Source organism: Erythrobacter sp. S227 (genome assembly GCF_057364925.1).
Genome location: NZ_CP200280.1, coordinates 2,132,555 through 2,153,233, shown reverse-complemented (window position 1 = coordinate 2,153,233; position 20,679 = coordinate 2,132,555). Strand labels below are relative to the sequence as shown.

Annotated in this window: 24 protein-coding genes; 18 read left to right on the top strand and 6 right to left on the bottom strand. The window is 59.8% G+C overall.

What is annotated here, in order from left to right; all coding sequences use genetic code 11:
- Positions 1–48: 48 nt before the first annotated feature.
- The 3 genes from AC0V6Q_RS10100 to AC0V6Q_RS10090 all read right to left on the bottom strand — a co-directional run bounded on the left by AC0V6Q_RS10100 (position 49) and on the right by AC0V6Q_RS10090 (position 1,407).
- A complete protein-coding gene (locus AC0V6Q_RS10100) occupies positions 49–438 on the bottom strand; it encodes a flagellar protein FlgN (protein WP_486168252.1) in 390 nt (129 codons plus the stop codon).
- Positions 438–758 carry a flagellar biosynthesis anti-sigma factor FlgM gene (gene flgM, locus AC0V6Q_RS10095; RefSeq protein WP_486168251.1) on the bottom strand — a complete coding sequence of 107 codons (321 nt, stop codon included), beginning with the start codon at positions 756–758 and terminating at the stop codon, positions 438–440. The genes AC0V6Q_RS10100 and flgM overlap by 1 nt, the downstream gene beginning before the upstream one ends.
- 88 nt (positions 759–846) lie before the next feature.
- Complete coding sequence (locus AC0V6Q_RS10090) at positions 847–1,407, bottom strand: flagella basal body P-ring formation protein FlgA (protein WP_486168250.1); 561 nt, start codon at positions 1,405–1,407, stop codon at positions 847–849.
- 228 nt (positions 1,408–1,635) lie between these two features.
- Here AC0V6Q_RS10090 and AC0V6Q_RS10085 point away from each other — a divergent pair, with 228 nt between their 5' ends.
- Positions 1,636–2,772 carry a GGDEF domain-containing protein gene (locus tag AC0V6Q_RS10085; RefSeq protein ID WP_486168249.1) on the top strand — a complete coding sequence of 379 codons (1,137 nt, stop codon included), beginning with the start codon at positions 1,636–1,638 and terminating at the stop codon, positions 2,770–2,772.
- Positions 2,773–2,854: 82 nt separating this feature from the next.
- Here the strand turns inward: AC0V6Q_RS10085 and AC0V6Q_RS10080 are convergent, their stop codons facing one another.
- Both AC0V6Q_RS10080 and AC0V6Q_RS10075 read right to left on the bottom strand, forming a co-directional pair.
- Entirely contained in the window at positions 2,855–3,301 is a 447-nt protein-coding gene (locus tag AC0V6Q_RS10080; RefSeq protein ID WP_486168248.1) for a hypothetical protein, read from the bottom strand.
- Positions 3,298–3,978, bottom strand: coding sequence for a MotA/TolQ/ExbB proton channel family protein (locus AC0V6Q_RS10075; protein WP_486168247.1), 681 nt, complete (start codon positions 3,976–3,978; stop codon positions 3,298–3,300). The genes AC0V6Q_RS10080 and AC0V6Q_RS10075 overlap by 4 nt, the downstream gene beginning before the upstream one ends.
- A gap of 249 nt (positions 3,979–4,227) precedes the next feature.
- Between AC0V6Q_RS10075 and flgB the strand changes: the two genes are divergently transcribed.
- From flgB to AC0V6Q_RS10000, 15 genes are read left to right on the top strand one after another with little or no spacing between them, the layout of a single operon-like run.
- Complete coding sequence (gene flgB, locus AC0V6Q_RS10070; protein WP_486168246.1) at positions 4,228–4,584, top strand: flagellar basal body rod protein FlgB; 357 nt, start codon at positions 4,228–4,230, stop codon at positions 4,582–4,584.
- 2 nt (positions 4,585–4,586) lie between these two features.
- Positions 4,587–4,997 (top strand): flagellar basal body rod protein FlgC, encoded by a 411-nt coding sequence (gene flgC, locus AC0V6Q_RS10065; protein ID WP_486168245.1) that lies wholly within the window; start codon positions 4,587–4,589, stop codon positions 4,995–4,997.
- Between the two features lie 2 nt (positions 4,998–4,999).
- Entirely contained in the window at positions 5,000–5,392 is a 393-nt protein-coding gene (locus AC0V6Q_RS10060; RefSeq protein ID WP_486168244.1) for a flagellar hook assembly protein FlgD, read from the top strand.
- Between the two features lie 30 nt (positions 5,393–5,422).
- Complete coding sequence (locus AC0V6Q_RS10055; protein WP_486168243.1) at positions 5,423–6,235, top strand: flagellar hook-basal body complex protein; 813 nt, start codon at positions 5,423–5,425, stop codon at positions 6,233–6,235.
- Positions 6,236–6,257: 22 nt separating this feature from the next.
- Complete coding sequence (locus AC0V6Q_RS10050; protein WP_486168242.1) at positions 6,258–7,019, top strand: flagellar basal body rod protein FlgF; 762 nt, start codon at positions 6,258–6,260, stop codon at positions 7,017–7,019.
- A gap of 18 nt (positions 7,020–7,037) precedes the next feature.
- Complete coding sequence (flgG, locus tag AC0V6Q_RS10045) at positions 7,038–7,829, top strand: flagellar basal-body rod protein FlgG (RefSeq protein ID WP_486168241.1); 792 nt, start codon at positions 7,038–7,040, stop codon at positions 7,827–7,829.
- Between the two features lie 15 nt (positions 7,830–7,844).
- Positions 7,845–8,540 carry a flagellar basal body L-ring protein FlgH gene (locus AC0V6Q_RS10040; protein ID WP_486168240.1) on the top strand — a complete coding sequence of 232 codons (696 nt, stop codon included), beginning with the start codon at positions 7,845–7,847 and terminating at the stop codon, positions 8,538–8,540.
- Between the two features lie 15 nt (positions 8,541–8,555).
- Positions 8,556–9,659 carry a flagellar basal body P-ring protein FlgI gene (locus AC0V6Q_RS10035; RefSeq protein WP_486168239.1) on the top strand — a complete coding sequence of 368 codons (1,104 nt, stop codon included), beginning with the start codon at positions 8,556–8,558 and terminating at the stop codon, positions 9,657–9,659.
- The gene (locus AC0V6Q_RS10030) at positions 9,656–9,955 is read left to right on the top strand and encodes a rod-binding protein (protein ID WP_486168238.1); all 300 of its coding nucleotides are present in this window, start codon (positions 9,656–9,658) and stop codon (positions 9,953–9,955) included. Before AC0V6Q_RS10035 ends, AC0V6Q_RS10030 begins: the two co-directional genes overlap by 4 nt.
- Positions 9,955–11,313, top strand: a complete 1,359-nt coding sequence (locus AC0V6Q_RS10025; RefSeq protein WP_486168237.1) for a flagellar hook-associated protein FlgK — start codon at positions 9,955–9,957, stop codon at positions 11,311–11,313. The genes AC0V6Q_RS10030 and AC0V6Q_RS10025 overlap by 1 nt, the downstream gene beginning before the upstream one ends.
- Positions 11,313–12,230: a flagellin N-terminal helical domain-containing protein gene (locus tag AC0V6Q_RS10020; protein ID WP_486168236.1), complete on the top strand. Its 918-nt coding sequence runs from the start codon at positions 11,313–11,315 to the stop codon at positions 12,228–12,230. The genes AC0V6Q_RS10025 and AC0V6Q_RS10020 overlap by 1 nt, the downstream gene beginning before the upstream one ends.
- Positions 12,231–12,280: 50 nt before the next feature.
- Positions 12,281–13,144: a flagellar motor stator protein MotA gene (motA, locus tag AC0V6Q_RS10015; protein WP_486168235.1), complete on the top strand. Its 864-nt coding sequence runs from the start codon at positions 12,281–12,283 to the stop codon at positions 13,142–13,144.
- Between the two features lie 14 nt (positions 13,145–13,158).
- Positions 13,159–14,097: a flagellar motor protein MotB gene (locus tag AC0V6Q_RS10010; RefSeq protein WP_486168234.1), complete on the top strand. Its 939-nt coding sequence runs from the start codon at positions 13,159–13,161 to the stop codon at positions 14,095–14,097.
- 50 nt (positions 14,098–14,147) lie between these two features.
- Positions 14,148–16,748 carry an HAD family hydrolase gene (locus AC0V6Q_RS10005; protein WP_486168233.1) on the top strand — a complete coding sequence of 867 codons (2,601 nt, stop codon included), beginning with the start codon at positions 14,148–14,150 and terminating at the stop codon, positions 16,746–16,748.
- Positions 16,745–17,563 (top strand): class I SAM-dependent methyltransferase, encoded by an 819-nt coding sequence (locus tag AC0V6Q_RS10000; RefSeq protein WP_486168232.1) that lies wholly within the window; start codon positions 16,745–16,747, stop codon positions 17,561–17,563. The genes AC0V6Q_RS10005 and AC0V6Q_RS10000 overlap by 4 nt, the downstream gene beginning before the upstream one ends.
- A 124-nt stretch (positions 17,564–17,687) precedes the next feature.
- Here the strand turns inward: AC0V6Q_RS10000 and AC0V6Q_RS09995 are convergent, their stop codons facing one another.
- Positions 17,688–18,506 carry a flagellin N-terminal helical domain-containing protein gene (locus AC0V6Q_RS09995; protein WP_486168231.1) on the bottom strand — a complete coding sequence of 273 codons (819 nt, stop codon included), beginning with the start codon at positions 18,504–18,506 and terminating at the stop codon, positions 17,688–17,690.
- A 466-nt stretch (positions 18,507–18,972) separates the two neighbouring features.
- Here AC0V6Q_RS09995 and AC0V6Q_RS09990 point away from each other — a divergent pair, with 466 nt between their 5' ends.
- Together AC0V6Q_RS09990 and fliE are read left to right on the top strand one after the other, a co-directional pair.
- Positions 18,973–20,292: a sigma-54 interaction domain-containing protein gene (locus AC0V6Q_RS09990; protein WP_486168230.1), complete on the top strand. Its 1,320-nt coding sequence runs from the start codon at positions 18,973–18,975 to the stop codon at positions 20,290–20,292.
- Positions 20,289–20,675, top strand: a complete 387-nt coding sequence (gene fliE, locus AC0V6Q_RS09985; RefSeq protein WP_486168229.1) for a flagellar hook-basal body complex protein FliE — start codon at positions 20,289–20,291, stop codon at positions 20,673–20,675. Before AC0V6Q_RS09990 ends, fliE begins: the two co-directional genes overlap by 4 nt.
- Positions 20,676–20,679: the final 4 nt, after the last annotated feature.

Sequence of the window (20,679 nt, the reverse complement as noted above, 5' to 3'; positions counted from 1 at the left end):
AACGTCCAGAAAGATAGAGCAAGCATCGTGCCAGAAGCGGGCGCGGGCCTAGCGGTTTTGCGGGTGGGCGGTGTAAGCGTGCCGCCCCGCGCGGTCTGCTCCAAGGGCATCGAGCCGGCCTGAAACATTGGCGGCCAAAAGGTTGCGCACCCTCCGGTTTACGTCGTTCAGCGACTTGGCGGTTTCGACCAGAGCGCGCGCTTCTGCGTCAATCACGCCTGCATCAATCCGTGCAAGTCGCCCGCACAGATCGTCCTTTTCACGGGTCACCGCGTTAAGCGCATCGGCTTCCAGTGTGGCAAGCGCTTGCCGCTCTTCTTGCAGGACGGCAATCATTTGCCGCAAATTGCCGTGCAGCTCTTGCCGGTCCATGCCGGGTTTTTGCGCGTCCGGCTTGGCACCGTGAGGCGCCAGGTGACTGTGCGAATGCATGGTCATTATTCGATCTCGAACTTCAATTGTGCCGCGATCATCGCATCGGCGATTTTGGCGGGCACAAGCGGATAGCTTCCATCGCGCAAGGCATCACGGATTTGCGCCACACGGTCGGTGTCGACCGGCGGGCCGCTTTGGGTTGGCGCTGCGATCTCGACCGCCACGCCCGAACCCTTGGGCGAACCTGCAGCCACACCACCAGCGCCCGGTGCGCCAACGTCAGAGAGCGCATCAGGTGCGGCCCTGCCCTTGGCGCGGTCAGCAGCAGAGGCCGGGCTTACGCCCGAAATTGACTGCAATCTGTTTATTTCGAAAGAGGACATAAAGCGTCTCCCGGTGGTTGTTCATGGCTTATGACGGCCCCCGCGTGGACAGTTTAAGGGCGTAAGCGGAAAATTTTTGACGTGCCTCTCAACCGGTCGGGATCACGGCAAGGCCGGGGCGTTCGATGCGTGCGCGAATGGCATCGGCGCGGGCCTGTGTACGCACAGCAATCCAGTCGCCGATAGCGCCATCTTCCATCGCTTCTGCGCTTTGCTGAACGGTAAACCCCCGCCCCCGTACAAGCACGGTAATGGGGTCGCCGCGGGCCACCACCTTGGCGGTTTCGGCGGCGGCTGCGACGGCGTTTGTAGCGATGAAAATGCGCCAGCCCTCGGCGCTATCGCGCGAGATCGGGCAATCCACCTTTACGATGGTTTGCGCCCGGCCGTGCCATTTCACATCGAGCGGCGTTTGGCAGGCGGCAAGCTTTAACCGGCGGTCAGCCGGCAGGCGCGCGCCCCCCAGCTCGCCAATGCCCGAGCCGGTAAACTGCTCGACCGCCCGGTCAATTTCGACCGGATCGATATAGCTTTCGCCGCGGGCATCCTGAGCAGAAGCGAGGGCGGCAAAAAGGGGCAGGCTCGCAATCACAAAAGCGGTGGTCATAAGCCGTATTTCAAGCCGCTGGGCGGCCATTCTCTTGGTCATCGCATGTCCTTTCGGTTGCAAGCGGGCTGAAACACCCGCGCCTTCCTGGCTGCAAAGCCTGTGCCAAAAGGTCTGCGTATCAACACGTAAGGCGGGCTCTGTTCGGCTCGATTGCGGTCCTGCCTGTCTTGCTAGGGGAAAGCCGCAGTATCGGTTTCAGGTACAGCTTAAGCCTCGCGCGATATCACGGCCTGCAACAACAAAAACGGATCGCAAAAGGAATATCGAATGAGCGCAGCGTCGCCAAAAAAACCTCACCGGAACAGGGCGATAGACGGCGCCAAGCCCGGAGGAAATTCGGGCGCAGCTGCGGACGAGGTTGAGGCGGGTGGTCAAGGTGCCGGCAAAAGAAATCGGGCGAGAGAAGGCCGCGAGGAATTGATGCAGCGGGTCACGCAATTCGTAATGAAGCACGATATCGCGTTGACCGGATCAAACCTCGCCACAATCGTTGCGGGCCTTTCGGGCTCTGACGCTGGACTGGCCCGTATCTTTGCAACCCGCGAGATTTCGGGCGAGCCCATTTCGCAAAGCTGGCTTAGCGAGGTGGGCAAGATGCGCTCGCGCGAGGACGAACGCAAAGATGCCCTTGAAGGCCTGCTCGACAAGGTGGAGAACTCGCTCTCCAAATTTGCAGAGACCACGAAAACGGCACGCTCGCAGACAAGCGAACATCGCGGTGTAATTGATGCCCAGATCATCGAACTCGAAAAGACAGCGGGCGCCGAACCTTCGGCCAACGGAATTGATCGTCTGGTCGGTTTGTCGCGCGTAATGCTCGAGCGGATTGTGCAGGTCGAAGAGGCGATGAAGAAAAGCCAGGCGGAAACCGCCGAGCTTAAGGAAAACCTCGCAGAAGCGCGAGCACAGGCCGATGTTGACCACCTCACCCGCCTGCCCAATCGCCGGGCGTTTGAACGGCAACTGGAAGTGGCGGCGAAGCGCGCGGAAGATAAGAAGGAACGCTTGTCGCTCGGATTTTGCGATGTCGATCATTTCAAGAAGATCAATGACACCCATGGCCACGATGCAGGCGACAGGGTGCTGGTCGCGATCGCCAACACCCTTAAAAGGCACGCGGGCAAGCATTTGTTTGCAGCGCGCCACGGCGGGGAAGAATTCGTCGTCCTGTTTCCGGGATTGAACGCGCAGGATGCATCGGATCGCCTTGACCAGATCCGCATTGACCTGTCCTCGCGCCAGATGGTCAACCGCGACAATGGCAAATCCTTTGGCCGGATCACGTTTTCTGCAGGCGTAAGCGAGGTCAAAAATCCGGATGACAGACGCGGCGCTTTGACCCGCGCAGATGCGGCTTTGTACGAAGCGAAAGAGGCGGGCCGCGACCGGGTTCTGATCGGTTAGGCGGCTCGATCCGTTAGTCGGCACCACTAAGGCGGTTGGGATGGTTCTGGTCCCTTCCGCCTTCGTTCATTTGCGGGTGGTGTTAGCGGCCTGTCCCGGGTTCATCATAGGCAAGGCTTGCGTAAAGGTCGCTTTCACCGCCCTTGGTGATGATGACCCTGACCGGAACACCCGATTGCGCCACGCTTGCGGCCATCATTTGGGCATTGTCCCATATGAGGTCTTTGTCATCGCCGCTATGCCGGGCGATTATGGTCAGAGTTGCGCGGTGGTCCGCCGGTTGTTCGGCAAGCCACTGCGCCAGGCTTGGGCCGCGCGAAGTGGGCCGGAAAAGTGCCTGTGAGGCAGCAATATGTGAGGGTGCGACAAAGGTTGAGCGTTCCGGGCTTTCACCGGTCTCGCTGCTTGTGTTGACCAAAGCGGTGAGCGTCACCAGAAACAGGATCAACGATAAGTCGGCCAGCACCAGCTGCCATCCGTTGCCGCCCTTGCTACCCTTGCCTCTGCCAATCACAGCCCGCCCGATCATGCCGCACCGCGCACGCTCTCAAGCGTGGGCGTGGTGTGCGACGGGGCCCTTCGCCCATCGGTCAGCTCGCCCTCGAACCATTCAAGCAGCTGGCTTCGCTCGGCTTCTTCACGATCTGCGCGACGTTCAATCGCGCGAGCGAGAGGGTAAAATATAAGGTTGGCGCTGAGCACTCCGTAGAGCGAGGACAGCACTGCGCCTGCAACGCTTGCCATGACGATATCCGCCGCGCTCGCTTTCAGATCCGGCATAAGCTGTGTGATGGCAAACAGGGTGCCCACAAGGCCGAAAACCGGCGCCAGTTCGCCAGCGGTTTCATAAACACGGGTGGCCGCAACGCTTCGGATATCGCGTTGCAGTCTTTGTGTGCGGGCAAGTTTGAGCATGGCCTCGATAGAGCCGCTGCGGATATAGGTGTTGAGCAGTTTCGTGGTAGCATCGTCTGGCGGATCAACCGGATTTGCGCCCAGATGGCCCAGCCTGTTGAATTCGCCAATGTTGCGCGCAAGCGCTGCTCTGGTCGCGTCTGCATCAAATCCGCTCCGGCCAAGCCTGAATGCCGCTGTTAGAGCGGTTGCCACATCTTGCCCACCTTCGCGGGCATAGGTCGCGAGCACCGTCCCGATCAGGACAATCCCCAGCGCCATCGGGTCCAGCAGGGCGGTAACCTCGTTCATGGTGGTCTTGGCTCCCTACTGAAGGGGCTAGTGGCCCAGATACAGTGTTAACAGAGCCAAGGACGGTCAATCGCGTTTGAAATTAAGCCTTCAAGCCATTTTGGGCAGGAGCTTGCCGAGTCCCCTGCAAACGCTTGCCGTTTTGCGCCTTTGGGACCGGCAAACGCCCGCAAATTGTCGCAAATCCGGGGTTTGGCACGCTTGGTGCAAAACAAGGCTCACACGAGTTTGCCCCAAGCAGGAGGCTTGATGATGAGCGACAAAATCTTCGGAATACACGGCGCAGCGCTTGAACTGCGCTCGCAGCGTATGCGGGTGATCGCGTCCAATATCGCCAATGCGGCAACGCCCGGATACAAGGCGCGCGACGTCGATTTTGACGCAGGGCTCAAGGCCAAGCTTGCCCAAGACACGCGCAGTCCTTCTGCGCCAGCGGAGCCCGATCTTCTCTATCGCCAAAACGCCATGCCCTCGCTTGACGGCAACACGGTCGAGCTTGGCCGCGAACAGATCGCCTTTGCTGAAAACGCGCTTGCCTATTCGGCCACGCTCGAATTTGTGAAGGGCAAGGTCAACACCATCACAAGAGCTCTGAAAGGAGAATAGTGATGTCTGACAGCCGCCCACCCACCCTGTTCAGCCTCGCCGAAGGGGCCATGTCTGCCCAGCTTGTTCGGATAAATGCCGCGACCTCGAACCTTGCCAACGCCAATGCGGTGTCTGGTTCTGAAGAGGACGCCTACCGCCCGATCCGCGCGGTGTTCGAAACAGAGCTCGACAAGGTGTCGGGCATTGCGACCGTCACTTCGACCCGCTTGGTGCGCACCGATGCGCGGCCCGAAGAACGCTACGACCCGACCAATGCTCTCGCCAATGAAGAGGGCAAGGTTTGGGATGCGCCCGTCGATGAGACCGCCGAAATGGTCGAGATCATGGAAAGCGCGCGCCAGTACCAGAACATGGTGCAGGCGCTGCAAACCGCCAAACAGCTCATGATGGATACCTTGAGGAGCAACTGACAATGACCACCGTTTCGACCAGTCAGCCCGCCGGGCTAAATGAAGCGCTCAACCGGATCAATGCGCCCGGATCAATCGTCCAGCAAAGCGCGGCGGCGCAGCTGGGCTCTGCCGATTTTCTGCGATTGATGACGGCACAATTGGCCAATCAGGACCCGTTGGAGCCGCAAAGCAATGAGCAGATGCTGGCCCAGCTGGCGCAGTTTTCAGCGCTTGAATCAAACCTCGAAGGCAACAACCGGCTCGATGATATTTCAGCCAAACTTGATGCATTGATCGAGGCCCAAACCGCCGCTGCCGAGGCTGCGACACAGGCGGCCGAAGCTGCCGCAGCAGCAGCGCAAGCGGCCAATAATGCGGCGTTCAATCCTTCAGGCACTCAAACCATCATCTAACCCATTCCCCTTTTGTAAAAGGAAACCCCCATGTCTTTCTTCACCTCGCTTAGCGGCATGAAAAACTCGCAAACCGACCTTGCTGTGATCTCCCACAATATCGCGAACGCAGAGACAACCGGCTTCAAGAAAAGCAACACCGCCTTTGCCGATATCGTTGCAACCGGCGGCAGTACCGATCCGCGTTTGACGCCCGGTATCGGGTCTTCTGTACAAAGCATCACACAGGATTTCGCGCTTGGCTCGCTCGTCCAGACCGGGCGCGGGCTTGATGTCGCGATCAGCGGCGATGGCTTCCTTGCAACGTCCAGCCCCACAACCGGCGAGCTCACTTTTACGCGCAACGGCGCGCTTGAGGTTTTGGCCAATGGTTCGCTTGTCGATACCAGCGGCGACATAGTTCAGGGTTTCCCCGTCGATGCCAACGGCGTCCCCACTTCTACGGTGCCAGCCTCAATTGCCATTCCGACCGCCAATGGAGCAGGCGCAGGGCTCTCCAATGTCTCGATCAACCAGCAAGGCGTGGTGAGCGCCTCTTTCTCGGACGGCACCAGCGAGCCCATCGCACAGGTCGCGCTTGCCTCCTTCCCGGCGACGGGCGGCCTTCGCTCGATCGGGCAGACAAAATGGGAAGCGACCGCGAGTTCAGGAATTGCGCAATATGGCAATCCGGGTGAAGGCAGCTTTGGCGCTATTCGCAACGGCACTCTTGAACGCTCCAACGTGGATCTGGCCGAGGAGATGGTTGGCCTTTTGACCGCTCAGCGTAATTTTCAGGCCAACGCGAGGGCGCTCGATACCGCGACCGCGATCTCTCAGGTCGTCCTGAACCTTCAGAGCTAATCCAGAAGTCGGGAGGTAAGCCATGGATCGCCTGATCTACACCGCCATGACCGGCATGGACGCGGCAATGAACCGCCAGCGTATGACCGCGAACAATCTAGCCAACGCAAACACGCCGGGCTTTCGTCAGGAGGTGTTTTCGGTGACCCCTGCCACTGTCACAGACCGGTCGCGGGGCAATGCGCTGGGGCTGGAGGCGCGGGCGATGGCGCGCGGATTTGTCCGCAATGCCGATATGGCGCAAGGCAGCGTGAACCCCACCGGCCAGCCACTGGATATTGCGGTGAAGGGTGATGGTCTGATCGCGTTTCAGGCTCCCGATGGGGGCGAGGTGTATTCGCGCCGCGGCGATATGCGGGTCTCAGCGTCGGGTGTTCTCGAAAATGGTGAGGGGCTTCCGGTCCTTGGCGAGACGGGCGCGCCCATCACGGTTCCTGCTGGTTTTCAGATCAGGATTGCAGATGATGGTTCGGTGCTTGGCGCTGATCCTGCGGCGCCTGATCAGCCGGCTGCTGCCTTTGACAAGATCAAGCTGGTTTCCGCCGAGGGAAGCCCGCTGGCCAAGGGGGTGGACAGCTTTCTCAAAGTGCCGGGCGGAGGCGCACTGCCAGGGGACCCCACTGCCAGCGTGACGCCGGGCGCGCTTGAACAATCCAACGTCAACACCGCCGAGGCGCTGGTCGATATGATCGACGCCCAGCGCGCCTTTGAACAGCGCGCGCGGATTATCCAGACCGCTGGCGAGCTCGACGAATCCAGCTCCAGCCTTCTCAGCATCCGCTAATTTTCAGGATATCAGACCATGCCAACTTCCGCCCTCCACGTCGCCAAAACCGGCCTTGAAGCGCAAGACGCGCGGATGCGGGTGATCGCCAACAATCTGGCGAATATCGGCACCTCCGGGTTCAAACGCGACCGGGTGGATTTTGCGACGCTCGCCTATCAGGAAAAGCGGGTCGCAGGGCAGCAATCGACCAACCAGACCGCCTTTGCCGTGGGGCTTAACCTTGGCACCGGGGTGCAGGTCATGGGCACCAGCCGCATCAACAGCCAGGGCACTTTGAACCAGACCGGCAACACTCTGGATGTGGCGATGGACGGGCCGGGGTTCTTTCAGGTGGAGATCCCGCCCAATGGCCAGATCGGATATACCAGAGCGGGCAATTTTAACCTGTCAGCACAGGGCAATCTTGTGACCGCGCAAGGGTTTCAATTGAATCCGCCCATTCAGGTGCCTCAAGGCGCGCGTAGTATCCAAATTGCGCCCGATGGCACGGTGAGCGCAACGCAGGACGGACAGGCAGCCCCCGTCCAGCTGGGCCAGCTTCAGGTGGCGAACTTTATCAATCCGGCAGGCTTGCAAGCGATTGGCGACAACTTCCTTGTTGAAACGGCTGCCAGTGGTCCTGCGGATGTGGGCGCGGCGGGCACATTCGGGCGCGGGAATATCCGCCAGGGAATGCTCGAAGGGTCCAACGTCAACGTGGTCGAAGAGCTGGTCGAGATGATCGAGGCCCAGCGCGCCTATGAGATCAATTCCCGCATGGTCAGCGCCGTCGACGAGATGCTGCGCAACGCCAATCAGACACTTTAACCAGAGGCATTTTCCATGGCATTCACTGGGCAGGTTTCTCGCGTTTCTATCATCGGGCTTTGCGCGGTTTCGCTGGCTGGTTGCATGACCGCCGGTTCCAAGCGCGAGGCAGGCTTCTATGCCCCGCCGCCGCCCCCAATGGCGACTGCCCAGATGGCGGGCGGTGATATGGGCACCAAAGGCGCGATTTATCAGGCGAGCCAGGGCTACGCCCCTCTTGTTGTGGGGACCCGTGCCCGCACGCTTGGCGATATGTTGACGATCACTCTGGTCGAAAGCACCAGCACTTCCAAAAGCACCAATAGCGCAACCGACCGCGATGGCAGCATCGGGTTAATCCCGCCCACGGCTGGTCCGCTCGCCTTCCTCAATCCCAATGCAATCGCCAGTAACGGACAAACCTCGTTTGCCGGCAATGGCAGCGCCTCGCAGCAAAGCCAGTTGAACGGGCTCGTCTCTGTCACCATCGCGGCGATCTATCCCAATGGCACGGCCGAGGTTGTGGGCGAGAAACAGATGGCTTTGAGCCAGGGCGATGAATGGGTGCAGTTCGCAGGGCGTATTCGCCTCGTTGATATTGATAGCGACAACACGCTGCCCTCCTCGCGGGTTGCCAATGCGCGGATCATCTACACCGGCAAGGGCGCTGTTCAACAGGCAAGCCGCCCCGGCTGGCTCCAACGCTTTTTCAGCCGCATTTCACCGTTCTAAAGGAGGACAGACGCGATGCTTCTCACCCGAATTTGTGTCACCATGTTCGCCGCCCTTCTGGCTCTGGTGCCAGCGGACGCCCATGCAGAACGGATCAGGGATCTGGGCCAGTTCGAGGGGCTTCGTGCCAACCAGCTGACAGGGTACGGCATTGTCGTGGGCCTTCAGGGCACCGGCGATGACAACCTTGAATATGTGCGCGAGGCCATGCGCGGGGTTTCGGGCCGGTTGGGACTGCAATTGCCGCCCGGCGTCAGCCCTAACTTACGCAATGCGGCCGCCGTTATCATCACCGCAGAACTGCCCGCCTTTTCAAAGCCGGGACAACGCATCGACATCACCGTCTCCACCCTGGGCCAGGCGCGCTCCCTTCGCGGGGGCGCGCTTGTGCTCGCGCCGCTTTATGGGGCCGATGGCCAGATTTATGCGATGGCACAGGGCAATGTCGCTGTGGGTGGTCTGGGCGTTTCGGGGCGCGACGGATCACAGGTTTCCGTCAATGTCTCAACCGTTGGCCGGATTGCCGATGGGGCCACGGTTGAAAAAGGCGTTGCGACCGGTTTCGATCGCGAAGGCACGCTTCGTTTCAACTTGCATCAGGCCGATTTCCTGACCGCTGCGCGCGTGCGTGATGCGGTGAATGGGATGTTTCCCGGCATGGCGAAAGTCGCCGACGGGGTGAGCATTGAACTCACGCTTCCTTTTGGCAATGACGAACGCTCCGCAGCGCTCGCCGCGATCGAGATGCTGCCCGTGACGCCTGCGCCAGTGGCTGCCAAAGTCATCATCAATTCGCGCACCGGCACGGTTGTCATCAACGAAGCGGTGCGCTTGGCCCCTGCTGCGATCAGTCACGGCAAGCTTGTCATCCGGATTGATGAAAACCCCACTGTGGTGCAGCCCGAACCTTTCGCCAATGGCGAGACGGCCATCGAAGAGGACACCGAGATCACAATCGAGGAGGCCGATAGCCGGGTGGCATTGTTCCCGGGAGCCGCCAACCTCAACGAGATCGTCGATGCTCTCAATCTGCTCGGCGTTCAGGCGTCTGATCTGGTGGTTATCCTTGAAAGCATGAAGCAGGCGGGCGCTCTTCAGGCCGAAATGGTGATCTTGTGATCGGCCCGCTTGGACCAGTGGCGGCCACAAAGCCCGAACCCCTCACCCCCCAGCAGCAAGAGCTGCGCGAGGCGGCGCAAGGGTTTGAGGCTATCATGATCCGCAAGTTTCTGGAGGCCGCGCGCGAGACGCCGTTTACCGAGGACACCCCCCTCACCGGAGGCGGGATGAAACAGTATAAGACCATGCGCGATGAACACTTTGCCGACATCGCTGTGTCAAATGGCGGCTTAGGGTTTGCACGGAGTATCGAGGAACAGCTTGCTCAATTCGTCTCCGTTAAACCGGCTGGGTAATGCCTATTGATCTCATCTCCATCGGCCAATCAGGGGCCCGAGCCGCGCGCGCCAGCATCGAGGTGACCGCGCAAAACATCGCCAATGCGGCCAATCCCGATTACGTCCGGCGATCCTTGCAACTGGAAGAGTTTGTCGGTTCTGCCGTCATCGACTTTTCTACGAGCGACGCGCTTTCGGGCGTGCGCATAGGCGGGATAGTCCGGCCTGATAACCAGCTTCTCCAATCAAGGGCGCGCGATAGTCTGGCCGATGTCCAGCGCGCCGACACCGATATCGCAGCGCTGCGGGATGCAGAGCTCGGGATCGAGCAATCGGGGCTGTTCAGGGGTCTTATCCAGTTTGAAGCCGCGCTGACCCTGCTGGAAAGCGACCCGACCGATCCTGCCCTTCGCAAAGGTGCGGTGGAAACGGCGCGCCAGCTTTCGGTGACATTCCAATCTGCGCAAACCGGCATCACCAATGCGCGTGATCTGGCGCAGGACGCGGTCGGCGTCGGGACCAATCAGACAAATGCGGCGGCGACCGAGCTTGCTAGGATCAACCGCGAGCTTGTGAATGTAAGACCCGGATCTGCGTCTCAGGCAAACCTGTTTGATGCGCGCGATGCCGCTTTGCGCGATATCTCGGAAGAATTCAGCCTCGCCGTCGAGTTTGACGAACGCGGCGCGGCCACCGTTCGGCTTGTGACAACCCCAGCGCCTGCGGGCGAGGTGGGGCCTGTGCTGGTCGATGGGCCGACTTCGAACACGGTCACTTCCACCATTGCCGCCGATGGCACCGCTTCGTTTGAGCTGGATGGCTTGACTTTCACACCGGTTAGCGGCGCGCAGGCCGGGCGGGTGTCTGCTCTCAATGACTTGAGGGACAGGGCGGAAACGCTGGATGCGATTGCATTGTCCACCATCACCCGCGCCAATACGGCGCAGGCTAATGGAGCCGCGCTTGACGGTACGCCGGGACAGCCGCTGTTCGCTGGAACCAATGCCAGCGACATCGAGATGGTTCTCACCAGCGGCGATCAATTGGCGCTTGCCCCCTTGGGTTCACCTGCGGGCAGCCGCGACACAACCAATCTCTCGGCCCTTGTCGCAGCGATCGGGGCAGAAGACGGGCCGATTGCCGAAACGGATCGCATGCTCCTGTCGCTTTCCAGCCGCATTTCGGGCCTTGATACCACGCGAGAGGGATTGTCGATTATCGCGGGCAGCGCGGCGGCAGAATTGCTCACCGAAACGGGCGTTGACCTTGATGAAGAGGCCGCGGCTCTCATCCGTTTGCAGCAGGCTTTTGAAGCGAACAGCCGCGTCATTCAGGTCGCGAACGATATCTTCGACACCATATTGGGGCTGAACTGATGAGTTTTGTCAGCAATTCAACCGGCGCTTTTTATGAGCGGTCTTTGGGTCAATTGGCGACTTTGCGGGAAAGTGCTGAGAGTTTCCAAACCCAAATCGCAACCGGTGTGCGGATCCAGCGCGGGTCAGAAGACCCCGTCGCCGCATCGCGCCTGCGTCAACTCACCCGATTGGAAGTGCGCGGGGGCACCGAAGAAGAAAACGCCGCGCGCCTGCGTCAGGATCTCGAAGAGACGTCCAACCAGATCACCGGCGTGGTCGAACTGATCCAGCGCGCGCGAGAACTTGCTGTGCAAGCCGCCAGCGACACACAAGGCGAAAACGGGCGCGCGGCGATTGCTGACGAGCTGCAGCAGATGGCTGATGAAATGTTCACCCGCTCCAATGCAATTTCGATTACCGGTGCGCCCTTGTTCGCTGGAACCGCGGGCGCGCCTGCCTTCACCCGTGCCCCCGATGGCACCGTGACCTATGCCGGCAATGGACAGGTAGGCACCGTACCGGTTGCGCCTGGCACCCAAATCGAGCGCGGAATTACTGGCGATCAATTGTTCGAGTTTGACGTCAACGGCACATCGACCAGCAGTTTTGAAGTGTTCAGCCAATTGGCAAGCGATCTGCGCGGGGGATCAGCCGATCCGCAAGCCGCCGCGCAAAACGCTCTGGCGGGCATTGACGAGGCATTGAACGCGGCCAACCGCAACCAGACCATTGTCGGCACACGGGCCGCATGGGTCGAGGCGATCGAAGACGACAATGCCGAGCGCGGGATCAATATCGCCGAAAAACGCTCGGAGATTGGCGACACCAATCTCGCCGATGTGATCGTTCGCTTGCAGCAGACCCTGACGGCTCTGGAAGCGAGCCAAACCACTTTCACCCGGGTCAGCAATCTTACGCTCTTCAACGCGATCTGATGCGCGCCGTCCTTTGGGTCGGTGCGGCGTAAAAGAAGGATACCACCACAGTGTTTGCAGGGATTGGCATCGTTGTTCTGATCGTCATGGTTTTTGGCGGCTATACGCTGGCAGGCGGCGCAATGGGGCCGATCCTCAAGGCGTTGCCGCTTGAGATGATGATGATCGGGGGGGCTGCGATTGGCGCGACCCTGATCGGCAATTCCATGCATGAACTCAAATTGCTGGGCGGCGGGTTCGGCAAGGTTTTCAAAGGGCCGCAATACTCCGATCAGGACCATATCGATGCGATTGCGCTCACATCCAAGTTGATGAAACTGCTGCGTTCCGAAGGTGCGGTCGCGCTTGAATCGCATGTAACAGACCCGTCGACATCTGCCATTTTCAGCGAATATCCCAAACTGCAAAACGATCCGGTCATTGCGAACCTTATCTGTGATCCGCTTACCCTTATGGTTGTCTCTTCGGGCACGCTTGATACCAATGCGGTTGAAGATGTGATCGACAATGCGATCAAGACGCAGGCCCATGAATTGGAAGAGCCCCAGCACGCGATCCAGGGGCTTGCCGATGCTTTCCCGGCTCTGGGGATTGTCGCGGCGGTTTTGGGCGTGATCAAAACCATGGGCTCGATTAACGAACCGCCAGAGGTCCTGGGCGGAATGATCGGCGGCGCTCTTGTGGGAACGTTCCTCGGGATTTTCCTCGCCTATGGTTTGGCCGGTCCCATGGCGAGCCGGGTGAAGCAGGTCATCACCCATGACATGCAAATCTATCACTCGATCAAGCAGGTGATCGTGGCGAGCCTTCACGGCCACCCACAGCCGCTCGTGCTTGAGGCCGCGCGCTCCGGCCTGCCGCCTGCGCACCGGCCAAAGCTCACCGACCTCCTCGATATGATGCGTGGCAAATAGAGAGGGTAAGCAAGATGGCCGAGGATGGCGCTCCAGCAGGGGAAGCCCTTGCCCCGATAATCGTCAAGAAGATCACGATCGAAGAAGGCGGCCACCATGGCGGCGCTTGGAAAGTTGCCTATGCCGACTTTGTAACCGCGATGATGGCGTTCTTCCTGCTCTTGTGGCTGCTTGGCGCGACGGAGGAAAACCAGCGCAAGGGGATCGCGGACTATTTCTCTCCCACGCTAGTCAAAACACGCCAGCAATCGGCTGGTTCTGCCGAAGGGTTGCTGGGCGGCAGCTCGCTAACCGATGTCGACAATTACCCCAATGCGATGGGGCAAACTGGTACGCGCACGATCACTGTGCCGCGCGGCAAATCGGGAGGTCCCAAGGAAGGCGGTTTTGAAGGTCAGTTTGACGAAAAGAAGCTTGCCGAGATCAAGCAAGAGATCATGGAAGAGATTCTCAAAGATAAGGGGCTCGAAAAATACGCGAAACAAGTCAAAGTGCTGCGCGCAGCCGACGGCATACGGATTGACCTGGTCGATGATGCCGATTTTTCGATGTTTGCGCTTGGCACGACGATCCTGACGCCAGAGGCGCGCCGGATTATCGAGGTGATCGGCAAGATTGTCGCGAATGAGACAAAGCCGCTGATCTTGCGCGGACATACCGATTCCCTGCCCTACCGAAGCGGGATCGAGGCCAACAATTGGTCGCTTTCCGCAGGGCGGGCCGAGGCCACGCGCCAACAGCTTATCCGAAGCGGTATTCCCGAAGCGCGCTTTGCCCGGATCGAAGGGGTGGCCGAAACCGAGCCCCTGATAGCGGACAATCCGGCCGATCCGCGCAACCGGCGTATCTCCTTGCTGCTACTTGATGCAGCGCCAGATGCGCGGCGCAGAGGCGCAAGGGGTCCGCAAATGACCTTAAGCGAAACTGCGCAAGGCGACGCTTCCACACCGTAAACCACGAGCATTTACCTCTCGCATCTGCCACCCATTGGGAGACCCGAGAGATGCCACAAACCACGCCTGCGCCTAAATCCCCCGCGACCAAACCCGCGCTGAATTCATCGCCAGCAACGCCCAGCCATGCGATCCTTCCGCATGAATTGCCTGCAGCGCTCGATCGGGCTGGCGAGGGGATTAAAGTCCTTTCCCTCGATTGCTTCGACACGCTTCTCTGGCGCGATTGCCATGCACCAACGGACCTGTTTCCGGCGCTTCCGCAGCTGTCTATCGGACAGCGGATCATGGGCGAACAAATGGCCCGCAAAGCCGAAGGAGCCTTGCGGCAGCGCACGGAAATCGGGATCGAAGCGATCTACGAACACGCCATGCCAGGCGCAGATGAGGCGGCGCGTTCGAAGGCTGTCACGAGCGAACTGGACATTGAGGCGCGCCATTGTTTTGCCTTTGCCCCGACGGTTGAATTGATGCGCGAGGCCAAGGCGCGGGGGCACAAGGTCGTCATCGTTTCGGACACCTATTTGAGCACACGGCAACTCCATCAGCTTATCGAACGGTCTGCGGGCACCGATGTGGCGGGGCTTATCGACCGGGTGTTTGTGTCGTCAGAGGCGGGTATCTCCAAATCGCAGGGGCTTTTGCAAAAAGTGCTTAAGACCCTTAAAGTCGCGCCTTCCCAAGTGCTCCATATCGGAGACAACCGCACCGCCGATTTTGAAGCATCGCGCGCGCTCGGCGTGCCTGCCTTGCATCTTGTCCAATTCAGCGAGACCGCGACTCAGCGCCTGAGACTGGAGCGTGCTTGCCAGCAATTGGCGGGCGATCCCAAAGACCAAAGACCCGGCGAAGCGCCCGGGCTCATGCCGCATCGCAGCGTGCTGGCCTGTGAAGAACCCAAAGCAACCGGGCGAGAGGCGGCATTGGGGCTGACCGTTCTGGGCCCTGTGTTTCACGCGTTTGATCAATGGCTTCGTGCAGAAGCAGCCGCCCTACAAAAAGCGCGTGGTGGGCGGGTCCACTGGCTCTTTATGCTACGCGACGGGCATTTGCCGCATATCGTGCATGAAGCGGGCGGCGCGGCTGAAAACACCGCATTGGTTGAGATCAGCCGGTTTGTCTCCATCGCCGCATCGCTCACAACCAAAGAGGCATACACCAGGTATTTTGCGACCGAATTGGGGCGCAAACCCTCAACGCTCGCGCGTCAAATGCTGTTTACCAAAGACGAGATCACCCGGATTGTGGGCGCGGACTCGACCGAGGAGCAAATGATTGAGGGCAGCAGCAGGCTCGCCGAAGAACTCAAGAAGGGGCAGCGGCAGAAAATCGTCCGGCGCCGCGCACGTGAACGGGCAGACCGCTTGGTCGCGCATGTGCGGGCCCGCGTAAATCCGGATCCCGGTGACACGCTTATGCTGGTTGATCTTGGCTATAATGGTTCGGCGCAAACCCATGTCGATGCGCTTCTGGCCGAGGCGTTCGATTGCCATGTCGCGGGCCGCTATCTGATCCTTCGCGAGCTTGCCGCAACAGGCCTTGATAAGCGCGGGCTTATTGATGAGCGCCAGTATGATCTGGAGCTGATCGATGCATTATGCGGCAATGTTGCCGTTATCGAACAGCTGGCCACATGCGAGCTGGGATCGGTCAGGGATTTCACCGATGAAGGCGAGCCGATCCGCGAAGAAATCGGTGTCAAAGGCGCGCAAAGCGAAGTGCGTGACAAGGTGCAGGCAGGCGTCCTGCGCTATGTGAAAGCGGCCAATGCGCATCCGGCAATCCGGCAAGAATGGCAGCACAAGGCCCGCGCTTTGTGCACAGGCGCATTGGGAGTGCTTTCGCGTTTCATGTTCCTGCCCCAGGCGAGCGAGTTGGAAGTGCTCAAAGCGTTTGAACATGATGTCAATCTTGGCTCTCAGCGCATGGTGCCCTTGTTCGACAAAGACCTTGCGAAAGAGAGCCTGAGGCGGCGCGGCCTGTTCTATATGAAAGGTTCGCAGCGCATGTTCCTGCCTGCCGAGCTTGAAGGTGAAGACATCCACTCCAAGCTATCGCTTATGGTGCAAAAACGCTTCGGTCTTGGCCTTACCTATAGCGATACAGGCCAGGCCCCGATCGCCATTCCCGCCTTTTTCATGAGCGCAAATGACAGCGCGCAGGGCATTGTTCACGCGCATCCCACCCATGAAGGGTTTTATAGCGCGCGGTTGCCGATCCCTGCCGGGGTTCAGACCATCGCATTGGGAGTTGGCTCTGTTTTCGAGTGGTTTGAGCTTGGCACAATCTGCATCTCAAGAATCGAGACATTGAAAGGCACAGGCGGCAATGAAGACCGCATCGAAGAGATTGGCGCGCAATTTGACGGTCTGAAGACTCATGCGCCCGGCATATTGGAATGCACCGGGACGGCGGCATTTCTGCTGGTCAAGCCGCCGAAGGCCAGTGATGTAAGGGCCAGTGATGTAAGGGCCAGTGATGTAAGGGGCAGTGATGTAAGGGGCAGTGATGGGAAGGGTGGTCCAATCTCGCAGCTCCAAATGATCGAAATTGTTATGCGCCCTCTTATTCGCCGAAAAACCGACACGCGCAGCGCAGCACCGGTTGCTCCTCAAGCTTTGCCTCTGGCGCGCGAGGAGGCCGCGGCATGAGCGAGCTTTTGATCCATTCCATGTCCGAGTTTTCGAGCCTGATCCTGCCGTGCCTTGACCATGCCAAGGTCAGGGACATTGCCGAGATCGGCAGCGAATTTGGCGGTATGTCCAAGCTTCTGGCCGAGCATACCGGCAATGCGGGCGGAACGCTCACCTGCATTGATCCCGAGCCTGCGGACGGTTTTGCCGATTGGGCCAAGGCGCAAGGCAATGTGAAGCATATCGCCAAACCTTCGCTTGATGCTTTGAATGACGGGGTCGAGCCGGTCGATGCGTGGTTCGTTGATGGCGATCACAATTACTACACCGTCTATCACGAGCTGACCGCGATTGACGCTGTGCAGCGCGAGGCCGGAAAGCCTTTGCTTGCTTTCATGCATGACGTGTCCTGGCCGTGTGCGCGGCGCGATTTCTATTATGCCCCTGACCGTGTGCCGCCCGGTTGGCGTCACCCGCACAGCTATGATCACGGCGTTCGTCTTGGCGAAGATGGCGTGCTCGCCGGGCGCGGCCTTCGCGGCATGGGCTCTTTTGCGGTCGCTTTGCAGGCCGGTGGAGCCCGCAATGGCGTGCTGACGGCGGTTGAGGATTTCCTGAAAGAAGCCGACACCGATGAGCGCCCCCTCTTTTATGTCCATGTGCCAGCGGTTCTGGGGCTCGGCGTCATTTTTGACGCCAATGCCGAATGGTCGGGTGCGGTGGCGGAATTCCTGCTGCCCTTCCACGCCAACCCCTTGATCGCGCGGCTGGAAGAAAACCGTTTGCGCAATTGGCTCGAAGTGGTCGATTGGCAGGACAAGGCAGCTTCCTAACGCGATGCATTCCGGGCGCTGGCCCGCTCTTTTGCCCCCTTAGCAACACGAAAAACCCGGAGCTCTTGCGAGAGCCCCGGGTTTCCTTGCCACCCCGGTGGGGAGCTTTGTGTCAGCTCTTGCCTTATCGCAGGAGCGACAGGACGTTCTGCTGCGACTGGTTCGCCTGAGAGAGCATCGCGGTTGAGGCCTGCCCAAGAATCTGGGCCTTGGCCAATGCGGTTGTCTCCTGGCTGAAGTCGGTGTCCTCGATCCGCGACCTTGCATCGGCGAGGTTGGTCGAGGTTGTGGTCAGATTGTTGATCGCACTTTCAAGCCGGTTTTGACCCGCACCCAGCGATGACCGCGTCGTGTTCACCGCTTGCAGGCCTGCATCAACGTTTGTGATCGCGGTCGCGGCGTTTGCAGCAGAGCTCACATCAAGGCCGGCTGCGTCGAGGTTGGTGTTGTCAATCGCGGTGCTGGTCAGCGTGATCGAACGGCCTGCGTCAATCTGGATGTTTACAGATACATCGCTGCCGCTGGTGGTGCTGAAGACAGATACGCCGTTAAACTCGGTGTTCGTCAGAATATCGTCGATCTGTGCGGCCAGTTCGGTGACTTCGGTGTCGAGGAAGCCGCGATCGACGTCATCAAGCGTGCCGTTCTGCGATTGGACGGCGAGTTCGCGAACACGCTGAAGCATGTTGGAAACTTCTTCCAATGAGCCTTCGGCCGTTTGCGCAAGGGCGATACCGTCTGACGCGTTTCGCACACCCTGGTTAAGAGCGCGAATGTCGCTGGTGAAGCCGGTTGCGATCGAAAGGCCGGCGGCGTCGTCGGCGGCGCTGTTGATGCGGCTGCCGGTGGACAAACGCTCCATCGATTTGCCGAGCATTTCATTGGCTTCAGCGCTAGCGTTCGATGCGCGCAGGGCGGAGATGTTTGTATTGATTACGGACATGGGTCTTACTCCCGTTTTCCAAGTGCATGTGGTTGGAACAGAGCAGCCTGATGCCGCACCTGTCGAAGCTAAGACCGGACGGTCATGAAAATGTTTAAGTCAAAAAGTGAGATGCCCTCTGTCGAAGGGCCCGTTTTGCCGATGAAACGGGAGGGAGTTTGCCGCTTTTTGCCGCAGGGCAACGCCCGGCTTCTTGATATTTGCAAAGTTTGATCGGCGCCCTCACACGCGCGCACCTGTGCTTTTCCAATGACTTGGAGGCAAAACAGTAGAGTTCCCTAAGTGCGCCTACGGGTGCTTAAATTTGCTCTATCTTGTCCGCCCGGGCGGCAAATCCTTTCCACCAGCAATCAAGCGGTCAAAACCCGAAGAAGGTGGAATAATGCAGGCTCACAAAAGCAGCCTTTTATCAAATTGTGGGGGGTCACCGCAGGCAGCGCATTGTGCGAGGCCCGGCCACGCAAGCTTGATTGATCCGACTTTGCCGTTGCTTGCGCAAAGCTGGCTGCAGGACCGGCTGGTTCTGAGCGATGTTGGTGGCAATGGCGCAAGGGGCCGGTTTGAAAACTCTGCCCCTGGCGAAGCCGCAGCGCGCGCCCGGAATGACCGGATCGCGATTGATCTGTGCAAGGTGGCAGCAGGAGACACGCCTGCCGTCACCCGGATCAGCGATGGCAAGATCAGCCTTCGTTACAATGATGCATCCCTTGACGAAGCGGGCGCGGCGTTGATCGCCAGCGCCTCGCATGGGGGTTGGCCGATTGCCCGCGATACGCAGAGCCTCGCGCTCCTCACCTTGAGCGAGCGGATCGCGGCCAGCGATATTCCGGTTCTCCTCGAAGGGCCAACGGGCACAGGCAAGGAAGTCTTTGCCCGCTTTGTCCATAAATTGAGCAAGCGCGGCGCCATCAACGGGGGCGGTCCATTCGTTGCGGTCAATTGCGCAGCCATGCCCGAAGCGATGCTGGAAGGCCTGTTGTTCGGCCACCGCAAGGGCGCGTTCACTGGCGCAGGCGAGGCGCGCGAAGGGCTGTTTCGCGCAGCGGATGGCGGCACCTTATTGCTCGACGAGATCGGCGAAATGCCGCTGGTGCTCCAGGCGAAACTCCTGCGCACGCTTCAGGAAGGCGAGGTGCTTCCCCTTGGCGCGACCAAGCCGGTCAAGGTGGATGTGCGGATCGTTGCCGCCACAAATCGCACCTTGTCACATGAAGTCACTGCCGGACGCTTTCGCGAAGACCTCTATTACAGGCTCAACGTTTTTCCCCTGATCCTGCCTGCTTTGAACGAGCGTGTGGGCGATATTGCGCCCTTGGCCTTTGGCATGGTGCTGCGCCATGGCGCACAGCGCGCTTTGCCAAGCTGGGTGTCCAGCGCTGCGATTGCGCGGCTTGAGGCGCATGATTGGCCGGGTAATGTGCGCGAGTTGGAAAATGTGATCCGCCGCGCGATCCTGCTTGCTGGCGATGGAGCAGTGATCGAGGGCGAGCATATCCTTTTCGATCAGGCCCCTGCCAATCCCCGCCCGCTTGTCGCCAGCGCGCCGGGAGCCGAGGCCACGGCGATTAACTCCGGCACAGCGCCCGCGCCCGCTCCTGCCAGCCGCGCATCGCTTTCCGATGTGGCGTTCCAGTCCGAAGCGCAGGCAATCTTGCGCGCGTTGGATGCGCATGGCGGGCACCGCGCCAAAACCGCGGCAAGCCTTGGCATATCCGAGCGCACGCTGCGTTATCGCCTCGCCTCCATGCGCGAGAACGGGCTTTTGCAAACGGGAGCTGTGGCATGAAGGTCGGGGGTCCAATGGGCGGTACGACTGGCGGCCTCCAGCAGGTGATGGCTTTGCGGCAGGAAATCCTCGCCCGCAGTCAGGCGCTTCAAGAGGTGCGCGGGACAAGTGTTCAGGGTACCGGTGATGTGGGCAAGACATCTACCGGCGCGACAGGACAGGTCGCCGGTTTTGCCGACACGCTGCAAAACGCGATGCAGGATGTCAGCGCTGTTCAAAAACGCTCCTCCGATATGCAGGCCGCCTACGAACGCGGCGAGGTCACCGATGTCGCAAAGGTCATGCTCGCGCGGCAAGAGGCAGGCGTTGCTTTTGAAGCGACCATTCAGGTGCGCAACAAACTGCTCTCTGCCTATCAAGACATCTTGCGGATGGGGAGCTGAGCTA